Origin of the sequence: Halomonas salsilacus (genome assembly GCF_051216275.1) — a bacterium.
Classification (GTDB): Bacteria; Pseudomonadota; Gammaproteobacteria; order Pseudomonadales; family Halomonadaceae; genus Halomonas.
The window spans coordinates 103,709-124,203 of sequence record NZ_JBPKAQ010000007.1 but is presented as its reverse complement, the minus strand read 5'-3'; the positions used below and the strand labels follow the sequence as shown (position 1 = coordinate 124,203).

Annotated in this window: 19 protein-coding genes; 15 read left to right on the top strand and 4 right to left on the bottom strand. The window is 68.3% G+C overall.

The window, feature by feature from the left end:
- Window positions 1–95: 95 nt before the first annotated feature.
- From ruvA to ACR80S_RS11680, 10 genes are read left to right on the top strand one after another with little or no spacing between them, the layout of a single operon-like run.
- Window positions 96–707: a Holliday junction branch migration protein RuvA gene (gene ruvA, locus ACR80S_RS11725; protein ID WP_435399678.1), complete on the top strand. Its 612-nt coding sequence runs from the start codon at window positions 96–98 to the stop codon at window positions 705–707.
- A 4-nt stretch (window positions 708–711) separates the two neighbouring features.
- On the top strand, window positions 712–1,749 hold the full coding sequence (ruvB, locus tag ACR80S_RS11720) for a Holliday junction branch migration DNA helicase RuvB (protein WP_435399679.1): 1,038 nt from the start codon (window positions 712–714) through the stop codon (window positions 1,747–1,749).
- Entirely contained in the window at window positions 1,746–2,162 is a 417-nt protein-coding gene (gene ybgC, locus ACR80S_RS11715) for a tol-pal system-associated acyl-CoA thioesterase (RefSeq protein ID WP_435403258.1), read from the top strand. Before ruvB ends, ybgC begins: the two co-directional genes overlap by 4 nt.
- A gap of 11 nt (window positions 2,163–2,173) precedes the next feature.
- Window positions 2,174–2,863 carry a protein TolQ gene (gene tolQ, locus ACR80S_RS11710; RefSeq protein ID WP_435399681.1) on the top strand — a complete coding sequence of 230 codons (690 nt, stop codon included), beginning with the start codon at window positions 2,174–2,176 and terminating at the stop codon, window positions 2,861–2,863.
- A gap of 12 nt (window positions 2,864–2,875) precedes the next feature.
- Complete coding sequence (tolR, locus tag ACR80S_RS11705) at window positions 2,876–3,316, top strand: protein TolR (RefSeq protein WP_435399682.1); 441 nt, start codon at window positions 2,876–2,878, stop codon at window positions 3,314–3,316.
- Window positions 3,317–3,325: 9 nt separating this feature from the next.
- Complete coding sequence (tolA, locus tag ACR80S_RS11700) at window positions 3,326–4,540, top strand: cell envelope integrity protein TolA (RefSeq protein ID WP_435403257.1); 1,215 nt, start codon at window positions 3,326–3,328, stop codon at window positions 4,538–4,540.
- Entirely contained in the window at window positions 4,540–5,826 is a 1,287-nt protein-coding gene (gene tolB / locus ACR80S_RS11695; protein WP_435403256.1) for a Tol-Pal system beta propeller repeat protein TolB, read from the top strand. The genes tolA and tolB overlap by 1 nt, the downstream gene beginning before the upstream one ends.
- A gap of 44 nt (window positions 5,827–5,870) precedes the next feature.
- A complete protein-coding gene (gene pal, locus ACR80S_RS11690; RefSeq protein ID WP_435399685.1) occupies window positions 5,871–6,416 on the top strand; it encodes a peptidoglycan-associated lipoprotein Pal in 546 nt (181 codons plus the stop codon).
- Window positions 6,417–6,447: 31 nt separating this feature from the next.
- A complete protein-coding gene (gene ybgF, locus ACR80S_RS11685) occupies window positions 6,448–7,224 on the top strand; it encodes a tol-pal system protein YbgF (RefSeq protein WP_435399686.1) in 777 nt (258 codons plus the stop codon).
- A gap of 16 nt (window positions 7,225–7,240) precedes the next feature.
- Entirely contained in the window at window positions 7,241–8,005 is a 765-nt protein-coding gene (locus ACR80S_RS11680) for a YciK family oxidoreductase (protein ID WP_435399687.1), read from the top strand.
- On the opposite strand, the gene ACR80S_RS11675 is transcribed toward ACR80S_RS11680, so the two are convergent.
- The 3 genes from ACR80S_RS11675 to ubiG all read right to left on the bottom strand — a co-directional run bounded on the left by ACR80S_RS11675 (window position 8,000) and on the right by ubiG (window position 10,337).
- On the bottom strand, window positions 8,000–8,500 hold the full coding sequence (locus ACR80S_RS11675) for a hypothetical protein (RefSeq protein ID WP_435399688.1): 501 nt from the start codon (window positions 8,498–8,500) through the stop codon (window positions 8,000–8,002). The genes ACR80S_RS11680 and ACR80S_RS11675 overlap by 6 nt on opposite strands.
- A gap of 431 nt (window positions 8,501–8,931) precedes the next feature.
- Window positions 8,932–9,615, bottom strand: a complete 684-nt coding sequence (locus tag ACR80S_RS11670; RefSeq protein ID WP_435399689.1) for an HAD-IA family hydrolase — start codon at window positions 9,613–9,615, stop codon at window positions 8,932–8,934.
- The gene (gene ubiG / locus ACR80S_RS11665) at window positions 9,612–10,337 is read right to left on the bottom strand and encodes a bifunctional 2-polyprenyl-6-hydroxyphenol methylase/3-demethylubiquinol 3-O-methyltransferase UbiG (RefSeq protein WP_435399690.1); all 726 of its coding nucleotides are present in this window, start codon (window positions 10,335–10,337) and stop codon (window positions 9,612–9,614) included. Before ubiG ends, ACR80S_RS11670 begins: the two co-directional genes overlap by 4 nt.
- Before the next feature lie 235 nt (window positions 10,338–10,572).
- Here ubiG and ACR80S_RS11660 point away from each other — a divergent pair, with 235 nt between their 5' ends.
- On the top strand, window positions 10,573–11,463 hold the full coding sequence (locus tag ACR80S_RS11660) for a UTP--glucose-1-phosphate uridylyltransferase (RefSeq protein WP_435399691.1): 891 nt from the start codon (window positions 10,573–10,575) through the stop codon (window positions 11,461–11,463).
- Window positions 11,464–11,467: 4 nt separating this feature from the next.
- The gene (locus tag ACR80S_RS11655) at window positions 11,468–12,754 is read left to right on the top strand and encodes a UDP binding domain-containing protein (protein WP_435403255.1); all 1,287 of its coding nucleotides are present in this window, start codon (window positions 11,468–11,470) and stop codon (window positions 12,752–12,754) included.
- Between the two features lie 97 nt (window positions 12,755–12,851).
- Here the strand turns inward: ACR80S_RS11655 and ACR80S_RS11650 are convergent, their stop codons facing one another.
- The gene (locus tag ACR80S_RS11650; RefSeq protein ID WP_435399693.1) at window positions 12,852–13,433 is read right to left on the bottom strand and encodes a superoxide dismutase; all 582 of its coding nucleotides are present in this window, start codon (window positions 13,431–13,433) and stop codon (window positions 12,852–12,854) included.
- A 221-nt stretch (window positions 13,434–13,654) separates the two neighbouring features.
- Between ACR80S_RS11650 and ACR80S_RS11645 the strand changes: the two genes are divergently transcribed.
- The 3 genes from ACR80S_RS11645 to tamB all read left to right on the top strand — a co-directional run bounded on the left by ACR80S_RS11645 (window position 13,655) and on the right by tamB (window position 20,468).
- Window positions 13,655–14,566, top strand: a complete 912-nt coding sequence (locus ACR80S_RS11645; RefSeq protein WP_435403254.1) for a coiled-coil domain-containing protein — start codon at window positions 13,655–13,657, stop codon at window positions 14,564–14,566.
- A gap of 68 nt (window positions 14,567–14,634) precedes the next feature.
- Window positions 14,635–16,488 carry an autotransporter assembly complex protein TamA gene (gene tamA / locus ACR80S_RS11640; RefSeq protein WP_435403253.1) on the top strand — a complete coding sequence of 618 codons (1,854 nt, stop codon included), beginning with the start codon at window positions 14,635–14,637 and terminating at the stop codon, window positions 16,486–16,488.
- Window positions 16,452–20,468 (top strand): autotransporter assembly complex protein TamB, encoded by a 4,017-nt coding sequence (gene tamB / locus ACR80S_RS11635; RefSeq protein ID WP_435403252.1) that lies wholly within the window; start codon window positions 16,452–16,454, stop codon window positions 20,466–20,468. Before tamA ends, tamB begins: the two co-directional genes overlap by 37 nt.
- Window positions 20,469–20,495 lie beyond the last annotated feature (27 nt).

Sequence of the window (20,495 nt, the reverse complement as noted above, 5' to 3'; positions counted from 1 at the left end):
TCATCACGGACTGGCCAGCCATGCGAGCGACCCGTATAGTGACGGCATCGGCGGCCTCTGCCGCCCCGCTTGACATGAAGGACACAGATTTCTCCATGATTGGACGCCTGCGTGGCACCCTGCTCGAGAAGCAGCCTCCCTGGCTGGTGGTGGACGTGGCCGGGGTCGGCTACGAACTCGAGGCCTCCATGACCACCCTGGTGGCCCTGCCGGTCACCGGCGAGGCCGTCTCCCTGCACACCCACCTGATCGTGCGTGAGGATGCCCACCTGCTCTACGGCTTCGCCCGGGAGCAGGAGCGGGCGCTGTTCCGTGCGCTGATCAAGGTCAATGGCGTCGGCCCGAGGCTGGCCCTGGCGATCCTCTCCGGCATGGACGAGGCGGCCTTCCAGCGTTGCGTGCTCGATGACGACGTGAAGTCGCTGATGCGCCTGCCCGGCGTGGGCAAGAAGACCGCCGAGCGGTTGATCATCGAGATGCGCGACCGCTTCCCCCACTGGGAGCCCGGTGACGATGCCCTGGCGGGCCTGGCCGGCGGCGCCGCACCGTCCCCGAGCCGCCACGACCCCCTGGCCGACGCCGAGGCGGCTCTGGTCAGCCTGGGCTACAAGCCCACCGAGGCGGGCAGGATGCTGGCGGGCCTGGAGGGCGAGGGCAGCACCGAGGCGATGATCAAGGCGGCCCTGAGCCGCCGGATGGCGGGGTAGCGCGATGCTGGAGAACGATCGCCTGATCGCCGCCGACGTCCGCCACGGCGAGGAGCCCATCGACCGCGCCATCCGGCCCAAGCGGCTGGTGGACTACATCGGCCAACCGCGGGTGCGCGAGCAGCTGGAGATCTTCATCGGCGCCGCACGCAAACGTGACGAGAGCCTCGACCACACCCTGGTGTTCGGCCCCCCCGGGCTCGGCAAGACCACCCTGGCCAACATCATCGCCGCGGAGATGGGCGTGGGGCTCAAGTCCACCTCCGGCCCGGTGCTGGAGCGGGCCGGCGACCTGGCCGCCATGCTCACCAACCTCGAGGCCGGCGATGTGCTGTTCATCGACGAGATCCACCGCCTCTCGCCGGTGGTAGAAGAGATCCTCTATCCCGCCATGGAGGACTTCAAGCTCGACATCATGATCGGGGAGGGGCCGGCGGCACGCTCCATCAAGCTCGACCTGCCGCCCTTCACCCTGGTCGGGGCGACCACCCGGGCGGGACTGCTCACCTCGCCGCTTCGGGATCGTTTCGGGATCGTCCAGCGCCTGGAGTTCTATGCCATCGGTGAGCTCACCGAGATCGTCACCCGCTCGGCGCGGCTGATGGGGGTCGAGACCGACAGCGAAGGCGCCCTGGAAGTGGCCCGTCGCTCCCGGGGCACGCCGCGCATCGCCAACCGCCTGCTGCGCCGCGTGCGCGACTACGCCGAGGTGCGCGGCAGCGGTCGCATCGACGCCGAGATCGCCGACCGGGCGCTGGATATGCTGCACGTCGACCATCACGGCCTGGACCACATGGACCGCCGCCTGCTGCTGGCGATGATCGAGAAGTTCGACGGCGGCCCGGTAGGGGTCGACTCCCTGGCCGCCGCCATCGGCGAGGAGCGTGATACCATCGAGGATGTCATCGAGCCCTTCCTGATCCAGCAGGGGCTGATGATGCGCACCGCCCGCGGGCGGGTGGTGACCCGCCAGGCCTGGCTGCATTTCGGCCTGGCCCCGGACGAGCACGCCGCGGACGCCGCGGGGGAGACTCGGCCGTGAGCGAGTTCCGGTTGCCGGTACGCGTCTATATCGAGGACACCGATGCCGGTGGCATCGTCTACTACGTCAACTACCTGAAATACATGGAGCGGGCACGCAGCGAGTGGCTGCGCGTGCAGGGGATCACCCAGCGCGAGCTGTTCGAATCCGGCATCCAGCTGGTGGTTCACCGTCTGGAGTGCCGCTATGCCAAGCCCGCCCGACTGGACGACGCGCTCGAGGTGAGCGCCGAGATCCGATCCCATGGCCGCGTCCGGTTGCAGTTCGCCCAGGTCGTGAGCAGTCGCGGGGAACCCCTGTGCGAGGCGCGGGTCGACATCGCCTGCATCGATGCGACGCGCCTCAAGCCCATCCCCTGGCCGCCGGCCCTGGCCGCACGGCTGTCATACCCCTCTGCCCAACCGCAAGCCTAACGAGGATGCCCGTGAACGACTCCATGTCCATACCCCACCTGATCATGAGCGCCAGTACCGTGGTGCAGTTGGTCATGCTGCTGCTCACGGTGGGCTCGATCCTCTCCTGGGTCGTGATCTTCCAGCGCACCTTTGTGATGCGTGACGCCCGCAAGACTCACCAGGCCTTCGAGGAGCGCTTCTGGTCCGGGGTCGATCTGAACGAGCTCTACCGGGAGACCCCGGCGGAGCAGGAGACCCAGGGCGCCGAGCACGTCTTCCGTGCCGGCTTTCGCGAGTTCAACCGCCTGCTGCCCAAGACCCGCAGCCCCCAGGCCGTCCTCGACGGTGTCCAGCGCAGCATGCGGGTCGCCTGGTCCCGGGAGGAGGAGCGCCTCAGCCTGCATCTGGTCTTCCTGGCCACCGTGGCCTCGGCCAGCCCCTATATCGGCCTGTTCGGCACCGTGTGGGGCATCATGGGCTCCTTCCAGGCGCTCTCCATGACCCAGCAGGCGACGCTTGCCACGGTGGCACCCTGGATCGCCGAGGCGCTGATCGCCACCGCCATGGGACTGTTTGCCGCCATTCCCGCGGTGATCTTCTACAACCGGCTCTCCTCCGAATCGGGTCGTCTGCTGGGCAAGTACGAGGACTTCGCCGAGGAGTTCCACTCCATTCTGCACCGCAACTTGCAGGGCCGGGCCGAATCCGGCGCCGCCTGAGGGAGTCTGGAAATGAATGGACCTTTCCATCGCGGCAGCGGGCGCAAGCCCATGGGCGAAATCAACGTCGTGCCCTTTATCGACGTCATGCTGGTGCTGCTGGTGATCTTCATGATCACCGCCCCCATGATGACCCAGGGCGTCCAGGTCGATCTTCCCCAGGTCACCTCCGAGCCTATTGAAACGCCGGAGGACAGTGAGCCAATTATCGTCGCGCTTGACCGCGAGGGGCAGATCTACCTGGAGATGGGCAGTGACTCGACGCCAGTGAGCCTGGACGAACTCGCCGATCGGGTGATCATCCTGCTGGAGCGCAGCCCCGGCACGCCGGTGATGGTGCGAGGAGACCACAGCGTCTCCTACGGCCAGGTCGTCACCCTGATGAGCACCCTGCAGGTCGCCGGCGTCGCCAACGTTGGGCTGATCTCCGAACCACCCAGCGGGGAAGGCTGAGGAGTAACGATGGCCAGACAGGACCCACGGGTGGGGTACGGCCTGCCAACGATCCTGGCGGTGGCGCTGCACGTGGCGGTGGTGCTTTTCAGCGTGATCAGCCTGCCGACCAGCGAGCCGGTACCGAGCTCATCCTCCATCGTCCAGGCGACCCTGGTCAGCACCGAGACTGTGACCGACCAGGCCCAGCGTGCCGAGGCGGCCAGGGCCCGCGCCCTGGCCCGGCAAGCGGACGAGCAGCGTGAGGCCGAAGAGGCCGCGCGCCAGGCCGAGGAAGCCGCCGCCGCCGAGCAGTCAGCCCAGGAAGCACAGCGCGAGGCCCAGCGCCAGGCGGAGGAACAATCTCAGGAAGAGGCCCGCCGTGCCGCCGAGGCGGCAGAGGCCGATGCGAGCCGACGCGCCGAGGAGGCCGAACGCCAGGCCCAGCTACGTCAAGAGCAACGTGAAGCGCAGCGCGAACAGCAGGAGCAGGAGGCCGAGCGTCAGCGCCAGGCCGAAGCGGAAGCCGAGCGTCAGCGCCAGGCGGAACAGGAGACCGAGCGTCAGCGCCAGGCCGAACAGGAGGCCGAACGCCAGCGCCAGGCGGAACAGGAGGCCGAGCGTCAGCGTCAGGCGGAACAGGAGGCCGAACGTCGACGCCAGGCCGAACAGGAGGCCGAAGCCGAACGCCAACGCCAGGCCGAACAGGAGGCCGAAGCCGAACGTCAACGCCAGGCTGAAGCTGAAGCGAAAGCCGAAGCCGAACGTCAGCGCCAGGCTGAAGCTGAAGCGAAAGCCGAAGCCGAACGCCAGCGCCAGGCCGAAGCGGAAGCCGAGCGTCAACGCCAAGCCGAGGAGGCCGCACGGCGTGCCGCCGAGGCCTCTAGTCAGGGTCTCGATCGCGCTATCGAGGGCGAGACTGACGCCGTCGCCAATGCGCGACAAGGCCAGGAGGCCGCTAACAATTTCGTTAATTTAGTCAAGATCGCCGTAGAGCAAGCTTGGATGATTCCTCCCAACATGCCCTCCGATGCCAGGGCAGTTGTTAGAATCCGACTGGGGCCATCAGGTGAGATCTTCCAGGTCGAAATTGTGCGCTCAAGTGGAGACAGCGCCTTCGATCGCTCGGCGATCCAGGCGGTGGAGGCCGCGGCACCGTTCGCCGAACTGCGACAGTTGCCAGCCAACCTGCAACGGGACTACCGTCAAATTAACTTGGACTTCACTCCGGGAGATGTGCGCTGATGAAAGCTCTGATCACTTCCTGGCTGGTCGCCATGCTGCTGATGTTCAGCGGCCTGGCCCAGGCCAACCTGACCATCGAGATCACCCGCGGCAGCGATCGGGCCACCCCGGTCGCGGTGGTGCCCTTCACCGGCGGCGACGACTTTCCCGAGGACGTCGCCCAGGTAATCCACGACAACCTGGAGCGTAGCGGCTACTTCGACCCGCTTCCGCGCCGCCAGATGCTCGACCGCCCCAGCGAGAGCGACGAGGTGCGCTACGGCAACTGGCGCGGCCTCGACGTGCGCTATCTGGTGGTGGGCCGGGCCAGCCGCGAGGGCAACGGCTATCGCCTGCGCTACGAGCTGCTGGACGTGAGCGGTGAGCGCCGCATGCTGGGCGAGGTGGTCACCGCCGATCAGAACGAGCTGCGCGGTGCCGCCCACTACATCAGCGACCAGATCTTCGAGGCGATCACCGGGATTCGCGGCGCCTTCGCGACCCGCATCGCCTATGTGGCGGCCCAGGGGGTGGGCGACAACATGCAGTTCACTCTCTACGTGGCGGACGCCGACGGCCGCAACAGCCAGCAGGTGCTGAGCTCCCAGGAGCCGATCCTGTCGCCGGCCTGGTCGCCGGACGGTCGCCGCCTGGCCTATGTCTCATTCGAGACCGAGCGTCCGGCCATCTATATCCAGGACCTGTCCTCGGGCCAGCGGGTTCGGGCGACCTCCTTCCAGGGCATCAACGGCGCGCCGGCCTGGTCCCCGGACGGCCGCCGGCTCGCCATGTCGCTCTCCAAGGATGGCCAGCCGGAGATCTACGTGATGGATATCGCCTCGCGCAGCTTCGACCGGGTCACCAACAGCTCCAGTATCGACACCGAGCCGGCCTGGGCGCCGGACGGTCGCAGCCTGCTGTTCACCTCGGACCGCAGCGGCGGGCCGCAGCTCTACAGCCACGATTTCGCCAGCGGCGAGCAGCAACGGCTCACCTTCACCGGCAACTACAATGCCCGCGGGCGCTTCTCGCCCGACGGAGAAGCGATCTTCCTGATCCACCGATCCAGCAACGGGTTTCAAGTCGCCCGCCAGGATCTGGACAGCGGACGCCTGGTCGTGCTGAGCGACTCGCGCTTTGATGAATCACCCAGTGTTGCGCCCAACGGGACCATGGTAATCTTCGCCACCCAGCAGGGTAACAACGGGGTATTGGGGGCAGTGACCGCTGATGGACGTGCGTCCTTCCGGTTGCCTTCCGCATCGGGTGACGTGCGTGAACCCGCATGGTCTCCCTTCCTCAACTGACCACAGTGATGTTCGTGCTCTTCGATTCAGCAAGGAGTAACACAATGCAACTCAAGCCCTTCGCCAGGACCCTGGCGGTCGCTCTGTCCCTGGCCTTCGTGGCAGGTTGTTCCAGCGGTGGCGGGACCCAGGACGGGTCCATGGACGGCACTCGCGGCGACGGCACCGGCACCGGCGTGGCCGGCAGCGGTGTCTCCGGCAGCCAGGTCGGTGGCACCGGCTTTGGCAGCGGTGCCGCGGGCCAGGAGGCCGACGGCCGCATCCCCCAGCAGCGCACCATCTACTTCGAGTTCGACAGCGACCGAATCCGCAGTGAGTTCGAGCCGGTGCTGGCCTCTCACGCCCGCTACCTGCGCGAGAATGGCGGCTCCCGCGTGGTCCTGCAGGGCCATACCGACGAGCGCGGCACTCGCGAGTACAACATGGCACTGGGCGAGCGTCGCGCCCGCTCCGTGGAGCGCTTCCTCTCCGTGCAGGGCGTGTCGCCCTCCCAGGTCGAGGTGGTGAGCTACGGCGAGGAGCGTCCGGCCGCCCGCGGCCAGAACGAGGAAACCTACGCCCAAAACCGCCGGGTCGTCTTCGCCTACTGAGTCGGCGGCATCCGCGTCGATGGAGACACGCATGAAACACGGTCTGAAAGGACTGTGCGGCGCGGGAGCCCTGGTGCTCCCGCTGTCCGTATGGCTTCCCGCAGTCGCGCAGCAGCCGGTGGTCGAAGACCTCACCGCCCAGCCGCGCTCCTTCTATCAGCAGACGGAAACCCGCGAGGCGGCGGGCGGCACGCTGGTGATCTTCAATCAGGTACAGCAGCACGAGGAGGAAATTCGTCAGCTGCGCGGCCAGGTCGAGGAGCTGCGTCATCAGCTCGAGCAGCTGCGTCGCCAGACCCGCGACCAGTACCTGGACCTCGAGGATCGCCTCGTCTCGGCGCCGGTCGGCGTGGGGGGAGATGCCACCGCCCAGGTCGATGAAGAGACCGCTCGCCAGGTGGCCCAGGCGCCTTCGCCCAGCGGTGCCAGTCCCGAGGCCCAGCAGGCCTATCAGCAGGCCTTCGCCCGGGTCCAGGCCCGGGAGTTCGGCGAGGCCATCGGCGCCTTCGAGCGCTTCGTGGCCCAGCATCCCGACAACAGCCTGACCGCGAACGCCTACTACTGGCTGGGTGAGCTCCACACCGCCGAGGGCAACCTCGATGACGCCGAACGTGAGTTCCGCGCCGTGCTCGACGACTTCCCCCAGAGCAACAAGGTGCCGGACTCGCTCTACAAGCTGGGTCTGCTCAAGGCGCGCCAGGGCGATCCCCAGGCCAGTCGCGAGCTGCTCGAGCGGGTGCGCGACGACTACCCGGAGAGCACCGCGGCGGGGCTGGCCAACGACTTCCTGCGCCAGTCCGCCAACTGATCACCAAGGAGACCCCATGACGACCTGCAAGATCCACTACCAGGCGCCCGCCGACCTGCTCCAGGGACGCATCATCCTGGTCACCGGAGCCGGCGACGGTATCGGTCGGGCCGCGGCCCTGGCCTTTGCCCGTCACGGGGCCACGGTGATCCTGCTGGGGCGCACCATCGCCAAGCTGGAGAAGGTCTACGACGCGATCGAGGCCGCGGGAGGCCCCCAGCCGGCAATCTTCCCGCTCAACTTCGAGGGGGCCACCCTCAAGGACTACCACGACATGGCCGAGACCCTGGAAAGGGAGTTTGGTCGGCTCGATGGCATCCTTCACAACGCCGGACTGCTAGGGCGCATCACGCCCTTCGAGCAGTACAATCCGGAGCTGTGGGAGCAGGTGATGCAGGTCAATCTCAACGGTCCGGTGTGGATGACCCAGGCGCTGCTGCCGCTGCTGATGGCCTCGGAGGACGCCTCGTTGGTCTTCACCTCCTCGAGCGTCGGCCGCCGCGGGCGCGCCTACTGGGGGGCCTATGCGGTCTCCAAGTTCGCCACCGAGGGCTTCATGGAGGTGCTGGCCGACGAGCTCGAGAACCTGGGTAACGTCCGGGCCAACAGCCTGAACCCTGGCGCCACTCGCACCCAGATGCGCAAGCAGGCCTACCCGGGCGAGCTGCCGGAGAGCCTGCGAGCCCCCGAGGAGATCATGCCCACCTACCTGTGGCTGATGGGTCCGGAGAGCAAGGGGAATAACGGGGAACAGTTCGACGCCCAGCCGCCTCGGTCATGAATCTCGCCCCCGAATCGGTCCTCGTGGAATCGATCCTTGCACCCCCCGGTTGTTGCCGGCACGACCACTGCCCGGCTGGAAGATGGCAACCCCGGGGTCAGCGTTCTGCCGGTCGACATGGTCACGGATCTGCGAGACGTCTTCTCCACTGATCAGTCGCTCGACGTCGCCGTTCCTCTCAGGGTCCACCACCAGCCGCCCCTCGTGCTCCCAGCTGCGCCGCGGCACCCGGGAAATACGCCAGTAGCGCCCCTCCCAGCAGGCAAACGACGGACCCTTTAGGGTCATGGCATCGAGGGGAACCAGGGCAGCAAACAGACGGCTGTTGAGCACGATGCCGGTGCTTGCTATGCGTACGCCTCCCTGGTAGCCGTGCTGCTTCAGGGCGTTCAGAGCGACCCAGGGCCGTTGACGGGGATGATAGAGCGTGCCGATGCCGCAGAGGTGCAGAATGTCGGCGTCCACCTGCTTGATCACCCAGACTCGGATGGGCAACCCCCCGACGCGTTGCAGCAACCCCTGAAGCCCCCTGAGCGCCCCCTGCCCCCAGCGTCGTGACGACCGTACGGGCCCTGCGAGCCGGCTTGACAGGCGGCCGACGGCCAGCCCCCATTGCCTCAGCGCCTCGAGCGGCTGCGAAACGCTATCGGGCTGGTGCCGTTCTGGAGCTTGGTGGGATGTCGGGTCGAGGAACTGCTCTCGGGTAACGTTGGCCCCGCAGTCGATGCAGATATAGGTTGGGGGACGCTTGATCAGGCGACGCCAGAGAGTTCGTTTGTTTCTGTAGATGCCATAGCTCGCGCAGTGCGGACAGCGCTTCATCGTGTGGCCCCTCCGCCAGGGCGCATGACGTCGACCGTAACGGGCGGCTGCCATGGCGTCCAGTATCCTGGGTGGGGGGAGGGACGACTAGATCAAATTCCTGATCAGCGGGTGGGAGGCATCTCAGTCGAGGCGATGGCCGCTGCCAGGGCCTCGCCGGTCTCGAACCAGAGATCGGCGGGCCATAGGTGATAGTCGTCGCCTTCCTCCACGTAGCCCCAGCCCACCGCCACCGCCGCCATGCCGGCGGCGCGGGCGGCCTGCATGTCGCGCAGGTGGTCGCCCAGGTACCAGCAGGCGTGCGGCGCCACCCCCAGGCGGCGGGCCGCCTCCAGCAGCGGGGCTGGATCGGGCTTCTTCACCGGCAGGTCATCGGCGCATAGCAGCGCCCCCGGCGTCAGGGCCAGGGCGTCGATCAGCGGCTCGGCAAAGCCCCGTGGCTTGTTGGTGACGATGCCCCAGGGCAGACCAGCGGCCTCCCAGGCGGCCAGCAGCGGCGACAGTGGAGGGAAAACGCGGCTCTCGTCGGCCACCGCCTCGCCGTAGGCGGCCAGCAGGAAGGTGCGCGCCGGGTCGTGGCCCGCCGCCTCCTTCGCCAGGCCCAGTGCCAGGGTCACCAGGGCGCTGCCGCCGTTGGAGACCTGGGCGCGAATCACCCCATAGGGCAGGGGGGCAAGCCCGTGGTGGGCGCGCAGGGCGTTGGTGGCCCGAGCCAGATCCGGTGCGGTGTCCACCAGGGTGCCGTCAAGGTCGAAGAGCAGGGCCGCGGGTCGCGTGAGGGCGCTCACTCGACCTCCCGACGACAGTGCATCAGGTAGTTCACCGACACGTCGGTGGGATGCAGGCGGTAGCGACGCGTCAGCGGGTTGTAGACCAGGCCGCTCTGCTCCTGCACCTCGATGCCCGCCGCGCGGCACCAGCCGGCCAACTCCGCCGGACGGATGAACTTCTGGTAGTCGTGGGTGCCGCGGGGCAGCAGGCCCAGCACGTATTCGGCACCGAGGATCGCCAGGGCATAGGCCTTGGGGTTGCGGTTGAGGGTAGAGAAGAACAGCTGGCCGCCGGGCTTGACCAGCGCGGCGCAGGCGTGCACCACCGAGGCGGGGTTGGGCACGTGCTCGAGCATCTCCAGGCAAGTCACCACATCGAACTCGCCGGGCATCTCGTCGGCCAGCGCTTCCACGCTGATCCGGCGGTAGTTGACCTCGACACCGCTCTCATCGGCGTGCAGCCTGGCCACCGCCAGGGGGGCCTCGCCCAGGTCGATGCCGGTAACCCGTGCACCGCGGTGCGCCATGGCCTCGGCCAGCAGGCCGCCGCCGCAGCCCACATCCACCACCCGCTTGCCGGCGAGGCCAGCACGGGCATCGATGAAGTCCAGGCGCAGCGGGTTGATCTCATGGAGCGGCTTGAACTCGCTCTCCGGGTCCCACCAGCGGCTGGCCAGGGCCTCGAACTTGGCGATCTCGCCGGGATCCACGTTGCACGCCTGCGTTTGCGTTGCGCCCATCTGAGCTCTCCGTTCTGACATCAAGATGCTTTATTGAACTTGAGATGTTGCCGAGTCGACACAGTGGCAGGTCGAAGCTCGTCCGGTATCATGAGGGGTATTCTACCCGCTCTCGAGGCCGCATTCCCATGGCAGGGACCGGGAGTTATCCGACGCGGAAGGGTGGGCCGACCACAGCGCCTGCCCCTCCCGCGCCGACATCCACTGACGATGACCTATGGACAAGGATTTCACCATGATCAAGAAGGCCGTGCTCCCCGTCGCCGGCTTCGGCACCCGCTGCCTGCCGGCCACCAAGGCGATTCCCAAGGAAATGATCACCATCGTCGACCGCCCGGTGATCCAGTACGTGGTGGCGGAGGCGGTGGCCGCTGGCATTCGCGACATCGTGCTGGTCACTCACGGCAGCAAGTCGGCCATCGAGAACCACTTCGACAAGCACTTCGAGCTGGAGGCGAGCCTGGAGGCCAAGGGAAAGCACGAACTACTCGCCGAGCTGCGCAGCATCGTGCCCGATGACGTCAATATCATCAGCGTGCGCCAGCCCGAACCCCTGGGGCTCGGCCACGCCGTGCTCTGCGCCCGTCCTGTGCTGGGCGACCACGAGCCCTTCGCGGTGCTGCTGCCCGACGTGCTGGTGGACGGCGAGGGCCTCGCGCGCAACGACCTGGGCTGCATGCTCGATGCCTTCGATGCCAGCGGCCGCGCCCAGCTGATGGTGGAAGAGGTACCGCGGGAGCAGACCTACAAGTACGGCATCGTCGATACCGGCGACCAGATGCCCGCCCCCGGCGAGTCTCGCCCGCTGGATGGCGTGGTGGAGAAACCGGCGGTAGAGGTCGCACCCTCCAACCTCGCGGTGATCGGTCGCTACGCGCTGCCGGGCAGCATCTTCAAGCTGCTGGCCGAGACGCTTCCCGGCGCCGGCGGCGAGATCCAGCTCACCGACGCCATCGAGACCCTCAGGCTGCGCGAGGGCGTCGACGCCTTCCGCATGCGCGGCAAGACCTACGACTGCGGCCATCAGCTCGGCTACCTCGAGGCGATCCTCGCCTACGGGCGACGCCATGCTCGCTACGGCGAAGGCTTCCGCGAATTGCTCACCCGCTACGCCGGCGAGGTCTGACCCCATGCGTGTACTGATTCACGGCAGTGAACTGGCCGCGGCCACCGCCGCCGCTGCGCTCTCCTCGGTGGGTCACCGTGTCACCTGGCTCACCCACCCCGACACCCCCTGGGCCCAGCTCGAGCACGCCGATTGGCTGCGGCGCGAACCTCGTCTGCTGGCCCAGCTTGACGAGTCGCGAGACGGCGGAAGCCTGCGGATCGTCGACGGACTCGACGCGGCATGCCCGGGTGATCAGGAGGTGGTCTGGCTGGCCGTCTCGCCCGGTCAGCGCAGCGACCTGGGCGAGCTGCTGGCGGCGCTCTGCACCGACGCGGGTGAGCTGCTGGTGGTCAACAACTCCACCTTCCCGGTGGGCGAGACCGAGCGCCTGGAGGCCCAGCTTGGCGGCGGTGGCCGGACGGTGTCCCTGCCGGATCTGCTGGAAGAGGGGCGCGCCTGGGACATTTTTACGCGGCCGGCGCGCTGGCTGCTCGGCAGCGACGATGCCAGCGCCGAGGCGCGGATGCGGGAGCTGCTGCGACCCTTCAACCGCCGCAGCGAGGTGATCCAACGCATGCCGCGCCGCGCCGCCGAGCTCACCAAGCTGGCCATCAACGGCATGCTGGCCACCCGCATCAGCTACATGAACGAGATGGCTGGCCTGGCCGACAGCCTGGAGGTCGACGTGGAGTATGTGCGCCAGGGCATGGGCGCCGATTCGCGCATCGGCTACGAGTACCTCTACCCCGGCTGCGGCTTCGGTGGCCCCAATTTCTCTCGCGATCTGATGCGCCTGGCCGATGTCCAGTCCGCCAGCGGGCGCCGTTCGGCGCTGCTCGAGCAGGTGCTCGACATCAACGAGCACAAGAAGGAGACGCTGTTTCGCAAGCTGTGGGCCCACTTTCACGGGCGGTTGGAGGGGCGCACCGTGGCCATCTGGGGCGCGGCCTTCAAGCCCGGCACCGCGCGCATCGATCACGCCCCGGTCCTGCGCCTGTTGCGCGCCCTCTGGGCCGAGGGGGTGAAGGTGCGCCTCCACGATCCAGCGGCGATTCCGGCGCTGCTGGACGAGGTGGGCGAGCAACCGCTGCTGGAGGTGTTCGATGGCGATCCCCACGTCGCCTGCGAGGGGGCCTGCGCGCTGATGCTGGTGACCGAATGGAAGGCCTACTGGAACCCCGACTGGGAACGGATCGCCAGCCTGCTGGGCGAGGGCCTGCTGCTGGACGGCCGCAACATCTTCGATCCCGGCTGGGTCGCGGCCCAGGGGCTGCACTACCGGGGGATCGGGCGCCGCGCGGATCCCTGAAGGCGTCCAGGACGCTGCCGGCATACGCGAGCGGCCCCGCCAATGGCGGGGCCGCTCGTCGTTGCAGGGCGTCACTGACGCTGGACGTGCTCGCCGATCAGCCGGCGAAGTTCTGGGCGACAAAGTCCCAGTTCAGAACATTCCACACGCTCTCCAGGTACTTGGGGCGCGCGTTGCGATAGTCGATGTAGTAGGCATGTTCCCACACATCGATGGTCATCAGCGGGGTCTGGCCGTGAGCGAGCGGGGTATCGGCGTTGCTGGTGTTGACGATGTCGACACCGCCGTCATCGGTCTTGATCAGCCAGGTCCAGCCGGAGCCGAAGTTGGCCACGGCGTTGGCGTTGAAGGTCTCCTTGAACGTGTCGAAGGAGCCGAACTTGGCGTTGATGGCCTCGGCCAGGGGACCGCTGGGCTCGCCGCCGCCGTTGGGCGCCAGGCAGTGCCAGTAAAAGGTGTGGTTCCACACCTGGGCCGCCTGGTTGAACAGGCCGCCGGAGGAGGACTTGATGATCTCTTCCAGAGACTTGCTGGCATCCGCGGTGCCTTCGATCAGCTCGTTGAGCTTGTTCACGTAGGCCTGGTGGTGCTTGCCGTAGTGGTACTCGAGGGTCTCTGCGGAGATGTGCGGCTCGAGTGCATTCTTGTCGTACGGCAGGGCGGGCAGTTCAAATGCCATTCAGGTTCTCCTCGGTCTTACAGTGTGTCACAGCGTTCATCCATGGTGGGTTTGACTTGCCTGGACTTCAAGGGGGCCGCTCCGTTGGCCGGACCCCGTGCGCCGTGGGGCAAAAAAACCTTACACTACGACGACGCTGTACAGGGTGCCGCGGCATCATAGCACCCGTCGCAGGGAGCGCCAATTGTGCTCCCCGACCACCGCCAGAGAAGGAGTTGACCATGGCTGATCGCCATGATGACCGCCGCCATGCCGCTGCCATCGTGCCCGACCCCGAGGCCAGCCTGGCGTCCCAGCGCCGGCGCGGGCCGCCCCCACCGAGGGTGTGGCCTCTGTGGCTGCTGGTGCTTGGCCTGATCGCCGCCGGGGGCGGGGTAGGCTATCTGGCCTGGGAGGAGCGAGCGCGGTTCAACGCCGATCTATCTCGTCTCTCAGGGGAGCTGTCCAACGTTCACGCGCGCTTCGATGCCGCCCTCGGCGAGGGCGATGCGCTGTCCGATATCGAGGCGCGCCTGACCGCTCAGGCGCGCCGCGATGAGGCCCATGATGGCCTGCTGGCGGTGCTCGAGGAGGACTTTGTCGCGGGACTGGAGGCCCAGGAGGCGCGCCTGGAGGCCCTCCAGCAGCGTCTGGTGCGTGTCGCCGAGGCCGCCGCCACCCGCGAAGCGATGCTGGCGGCGACCCAGGTCTCCCTGGATGCCCTGGAGCGTGCCGGCGCCGAGGGACGGGCGGCCATCGGCGATACCCTGGCGACCCATCAGGGGCAGCTGGACGATCTGCTCGAAGCACAGGCGCGGGAGAGTCGCCGTCTGGCGGCGCTCGACGAGCGCTTCGCCGTCCTGGCCGCCGAGACCGGCCAGGACGAGGCCCTGGAGCGCCTGGCGTCAGATCAACAGGCCCTGGCCGACCGCCTCGACGAATCGGAGGCGGGCGCCGAGCGCGAACGGCAGACCCTGGAAGAACGCCTGACCGCTCTGGGGGCAGAGGTTGAAGCCCTGGCCGAGGCAGGGGATGATGAGCGCAGAGATGACGATGCCCTGGCGGCGCGCCTGGCCGCGCTGGAGATGGAGATCGGCGAGCTGAGACGGACCCAACTAGCATTCAGTGCGCGCCTCGAGGCTCTGCGTCCCTGATGCGGGCCAGCCGGCGGGGCAGGCACACGAGTCGCGCGGGACGAAGGCGTCGAGAGATGGAGAATCATGTGGGAATACGCCTGGGAACCGCGACTCTGATAGCCGCCCTGACCCTTATGCCGGGCTGGGCCCTTGCCCTGGATGTGCGCATCGACGGCATCGACGGCAACGTGGCCGACAACATCCGCCACTACCTGGATGGGCTGGACCCCGAGCAGTTCAGCCGCGTCCGGGTGGAGGGCGAGGCCCAGCGACGCACCCGGGAGGCGATGCGGGTTTACGGCTACTACGAACCCGACATCCAGCTGCGCCTGGATGAGCGCAACCCGCCACGTCACATCGAGCTGGTGATCGACCCCGGCCCCCGCGTCACCATCGAGAGCCTCTCCTTTCGCCTGGCAGGCGAAGCCCGCCAGGACCCGCCCTTCCAGGAGGCCATCGACGCCTTTCCCCTGGACGAGGGCGATCCCCTGGTGCATGCCCCCTATGATCGATTGCGGGCACGACTGGCCAACCTGTCTCTGGAGCGGGGCTACTTCGACTGGCGCTTCACCGACCGTCGCATGGAGGTGCGCCCCTTCGCCGAGAGCGCACGTCTCTATCTCGCCCTGGACAGTGGCCCCCGCTATCGCTTCGGTGACGTGACCCTGAGCGGCAGCCATATCGAGCCCGCCCGCCTACGCAACCTGCTCACCTTCGCCCCCGGCGACCCCTACCTGGCCGGCGAACTGGCCCGCTACAACCAGCGCCTCGGCCAGACCCGCTGGTTTGGTTCCATCAGCGTGCGCCCACGACTGATGGAGGGCGAGGCGCTGATTCGCGACGCGGCCCCCGCAGACGTCAACGGCTGGTTGACCGAGCTCGATGTCGAGTCCGCGGAACACGATGCGCCCAGTCTTGAGATGGCGGCGGTTTATGCCGCCGTGTCATTGGTGCGGCGCGGCCCCCCCGAGGTGCCCATCGACGTCACCCTCACGCCGGCCGACCGTCACCAGTTCGAGGTCGGGGTGGGCTATGCCACCGACGTGGGGCCGCGCCTGCGCTTCTCTTGGGACCAGCCGTGGATCAATCGCTATGGCCACGGCCTGGACCATGACCTTTTCATCTCCGCACCGGAGCAGCGCTTCGCCGGCGTCTACAACATGCCCCTGGATGACCCGCTGCGCGACAGCTACCGCTTCCAGTACGGCTTTCGCCATCGCGACAATCAGGACACCCGCGCGCTTGAAGCAACCCTGGAGGGGGCGCGACGCTGGGAGTTCGAGAATCGATGGGTGCAGACGATCTACGTGCGTAGCACCTTCGAGGACTTCACCCAGGCGGGCGACGACGAGCAGGTGGTGATCCTCTATCCCGGTATCAGCTGGTCGCGCACCCGCACCCGCAATCCCACCTTTCCCACCTGGGGAGACCGCCAACGCATCGCCTTCGAGGTCTCCGACGGCATGTGGGGCTCCCAGGCCGATTTCCTGCGCATGACCGGCGAGACCCAGTGGATCCGCATGTTCGGCGATGACACCCGCCTGGTGACCGGTATGGGTTTCGGCGCCATGGAGACCGATGACTTCAACAAGATTCCCCCGTCGCTGCGCTTCTTCACCGGCGGCGATCGCAGCGTTCGCGGCTATGCCTACGAGAGCCTCTCGCCACGCAACGAGGAAGGGAAGCTGACCGGCGGCCAGCAGCTGCTGACCGCCAGCGCCGAACTGCAGCGCCGAGTGACCGGCGACTGGTGGGGCGCGGCCTTCATCGATACCGGCGATGCCTTCGAATCCTGGGGCCCCGATGACCTGAACACCGGTGCCGGTCTCGGCGTCCGCTGGATCTCCCCGGTGGGCCCGATCCGTTTCGACATCGCTCACCCCTTCGACGACGAGGACAATGCGTGGCGCATCCACTTCGCCATCGGTCCCGAGTTCTGAGCCTGCTCTGGGCCCTGTTACGGCTGCTGATCGTGCTGCCCATCACCCTGCTGGGGCTGGTCATCCTCGCCCTGGGCGTGGCGCTGTCGCCCTGGGGCACGGGTCTTCTGCTCGACACCGGCGCCCGTCAGGGCTTCTACACCCTGGCGTCCCACGAGGGCGCGCCCTTGGATCGCCTGGTGCTGCACGACCTCAAGTTCGAGGCGGGCCCGGCCCGGGTGGCACTGCAGCGCCTCGAGCTTGCCTGGGGCGATGATTGCCTGCTGAAGGGTCGACTGTGTCTCGACACCCTGGCCGTGGAAGGCGCCCGTATCCGGATCGGGGCGGGGGAGGAGAGCGACGAGGAGCCGGATGACCCCGGCGGACCGCCGGACGAGATCCGCCTGCCATTCCCGGTCGAATTGCGCGCCCTGGTGCTCAACGACGTGGAAGTGGTGCTGGCCGACGGCACCCGGCTACGTTGGGACAGCTTCACCAGCGGCGCCCTGGCCGAAGCGGACAGCATTACCCTGCTGCCCACGCGCCTGATCGGAACCCGGCTGCTGCTGCCCCTCTCGGCGGGGGCGCAGCTCGCTCTGAGCGAGGCCGAGCATGAGGGCCCACGGATCTCCGGCGCGGCCATCGATGCCGCCATCGCCGTGCATTCGCCGCTGCCCGCCGAGGTGGCCGCCGAACTCGAGGGGCTCGCTGCCTCGCCGCTGACGGAGCAGCCCCGCCACGAACTGCCCGAGATCCGCCTGCCGCTGCGCCTGGAGGTGCCGGAGCTGCTGGTGGAGGACACCGCCCTGGAAGGCGCCGTGGAGTACCAGATCGAGCGCCTGGCGCTGACGCTCTCCGCCCGCGGACACGACGTGGAGCTCCATCCGCTGGAGGTGAGCAGCCGCGATGCCGATGCCCGGCTCCAGGCACGGGTCTCGCTGCGCGACGGCTATCCGCTCCAGGCGCGGCTGCAGAGCGCTCTGTGGTTGCCGGACCAGCTCCCCGAACTCGCCGGCCAGCGCATCGATCTGGCCCTGGATGGCAGCCTGGACGACCTGCTGGTCCGGCTCGAACTCGACGGACCGGTCAACGCCGCTCTGGACGCCCGCCTTGATGCCCTCGAGCCGACGCTGCCCTTCAGCGCGTTGATGACCAGCGACCTGCTGCAGTGGCCGCTGCCTGGCGCCATCCCCGACGACGACGAGGATCCGCCTGAGCCCTGGCTGGTGGAGGCGCTGAGTCTGCGCGCCGAGGGCCGACTGACCGACTATCGACTGGCCGCCTCGCTGATGGTGGAGGGGCCCGATGTGCCCTTCACCCGCCTGGCCCTGGCTGGCAGCGGCGATCTCGAGCACTTCGCCTGGACCCCGCTCGCAGTGAGCCTGGCCGGCGGCTCCCTGGTAACCCGCGGCCGCATCGACTGGGCCGAGGCCTTGGCGGTGGAGGCGGTGGCGCGTCTGGATCGGTTCGAACCCGGGCGGTTCGTGGAAGGCCTCGACGGGCGCCTGGATGGCGACATCGAGGCGCGCTTCACCCAGACCGAGGAGGGCTGGCACCTGGACATCCCGACCCTCGCCATCGCCGGCGTGCTGCAGGACCTGCCCCTCTCCCTGAATGCCCGCCTGGCGGGCGACAGCGACATGCGCTGGGAGATCGAGACCCTCGACTTCCGTCAGGGAGAGAACCGCCTCAACGCGGCGGGGCAGGTCAGCGAGGCCGTCATCGATCTCGCCGGCGAGTTGGACATGCCGGCCCTGTCGAGCCTTCACGAGGACCTCAGCGGCAGCCTGGCCGGTCGCTTCAACGCCGGCGGCAGTCTGGAGGCCCCGCAGCTCGACCTCGAGCTCAGCGGCGGCGACCTGGCCTTCGCCGACAACCGGGTGGCAGCGCTGCGCCTGAGCGCCAATGTCAGCGGCATCGAGGACCCCGCCCTGGACGTAAGCCTGGAGCTCGAGCGTCTCAACGCCGCCGGCCAGGGCTTCAGCGAGATCACCCTGGGGCTCGAGGGTCTCTTATCTGCTCACCGTCTCACCCTGGCGGCCCAGGCCGAGAGCGGCATGCCGCTTTCCCGGGCGGCGCTGACCCTGGAGGGTGGCCTGGATGGCACCCGGGAGCGCTACCGTGGCGAGTTTTTGCCGCTGGAGGTCGACACCGAGTTCGGCGATATCCGCCTGGCCCAGCCGCTGGCATTCGAGGCCAACCTGCCCGCCGGCAGCGTCGCCGTTCAGCCCTTCTGCCTGCGCCGCGAGCAGGGCGGCGAGCTTTGCCTGAGCGAGGCGCTTCAGGCTTCTGCAGATAGCGGACGCGCCGCCCTGACCCTGCGCGAGCTGCCCATGTCGCTGCTCGAGGAGTGGGTGCCGGAGGAGTGGACCCTGGAGGGCGACAGCGAGCTCGACCTGGTGGCCGAATGGCGCCAGGGCGGCAGCGTCTGGGAGGCCGACCTGCGCCTGACCAGCAACCTGGCCCTCGAAGGGCTCGACGCCTACGGTCAGCCCTGGTCGCTGCCGGCCTCTCGCCTCTCCGCCCGGGTCTCCGCCACCCCGGCCCGGGCCGATGTCGACCTCGACCTGACCCTGGCCGAAGCCGGGCGCTTGGGCCTCGAACTGGTCATCGACGACCCGGTGGGCGGCGGCCGCCTCGATGGAAGCCTGACCCTGAACGACCTGCGCCTGGACCGCTATCGAAGCCTGGTAGCGGGCATGGAGACCCTGGAGGGCCGCCTCGACGGCCAGGTCGCCATCACCGGCACGAGCCAGACGCCTGCGCTCAATGGTCGCATCGCCCTGACCGAACTGCGCCTGCGCGGCGCCGACATCCCGGTAGAGGTCCGCGACGGCGAGCTGGCGATCGAGCTGGCCGGCGACCAGGGCCGCATCGACGGCTTCATCGCCGCCGAGGAGGGCCGCCTGGCCATTCGCGGTGATGCGGCCTGGCCCAGCGCCGACGACTGGCGTATCAGCATCGCCCTGGATGGCCGCGACCAGCCGCTGCTGGCGGTCCTGCCGGCCTTCGGTCGCCTGCGCCTGGCACCGGACATGACCGTGCTGGTGACACCGACGCTGCTGCAGGTTCGCGGCGAGGTGAGGGTGCCCTGGGCCCGCCTGGAGGTGGGCGAGCTGCCACCCTCCGCCGTGGCACCGAGCCCGGATGAGATCATCATCACCCGCCGGGATGAGGAGCGCGCTCAGCGCCAGGCCGAACGTGCCGCCGAGATGGCCGACGGCGAGACCGGCGCGAATGCCGCCCAGGCCCTGGCCCAGGCCGGCATGGTGGTGGATGTGCAGATCGGGCTGCGCCTGGGGCCCGACATGCAGCTGGCCGCCTACGGTCTGGAAGCCGGACTTTCCGGCACCCTGGAGGTGCGCCAGCGGAGCGGGCCGGTGCAGCTGTTCGGCGACGTCAACCTGGTGGATGGCCGCTTCCGGGCCTACGGCCAGGACCTGCTGATTCGCGAGGGGCAGCTGCTTTTTAGCGGCCCGCCGGACCAGCCGCTGCTCAACTTCGAGGCGGTGCGCAACCCCAACGTCACCCAGGACGGCGTGATCGCCGGCCTGCGCGTCACCGGCACCGCTGCCGAGCCTCAGCTGAGGGTCTTCTCCGAACCGGCCATGGACGAGGTGCGGGCGCTCTCCTACCTGCTGCGCGGCCGCGCCCCGGACGACAGCGATACCGACGGGGCCCTGACGCAGGCCCTGATCGGCCTGACCCTGGGGCAGACCGGCGGTGCCGTGGGCGCCATCGGCGAGGCCTTCGGCATCTCCGACCTGGGCCTGGAAACCGCCGGCACCGGCGACGAGAGCCAGGTGGTGGTGAGCGGTCAGCTGACCGATGACCTGCGCATCAGCTACGGTGTTGGCGTCTTCTCGCCCATCGCCGAGCTGACGCTGCGCTATACCCTGTGGCGCAACCTCTATCTGCAGGCGGTCTCCGGGGCGGCCCAGGCAGTGGATCTGGTCTACGCCTTCAGTCGTCCCGGCAAGCCGCCGAGGATCACCGAGTGATTGACATCAACCCGTGGAGGGAACGCA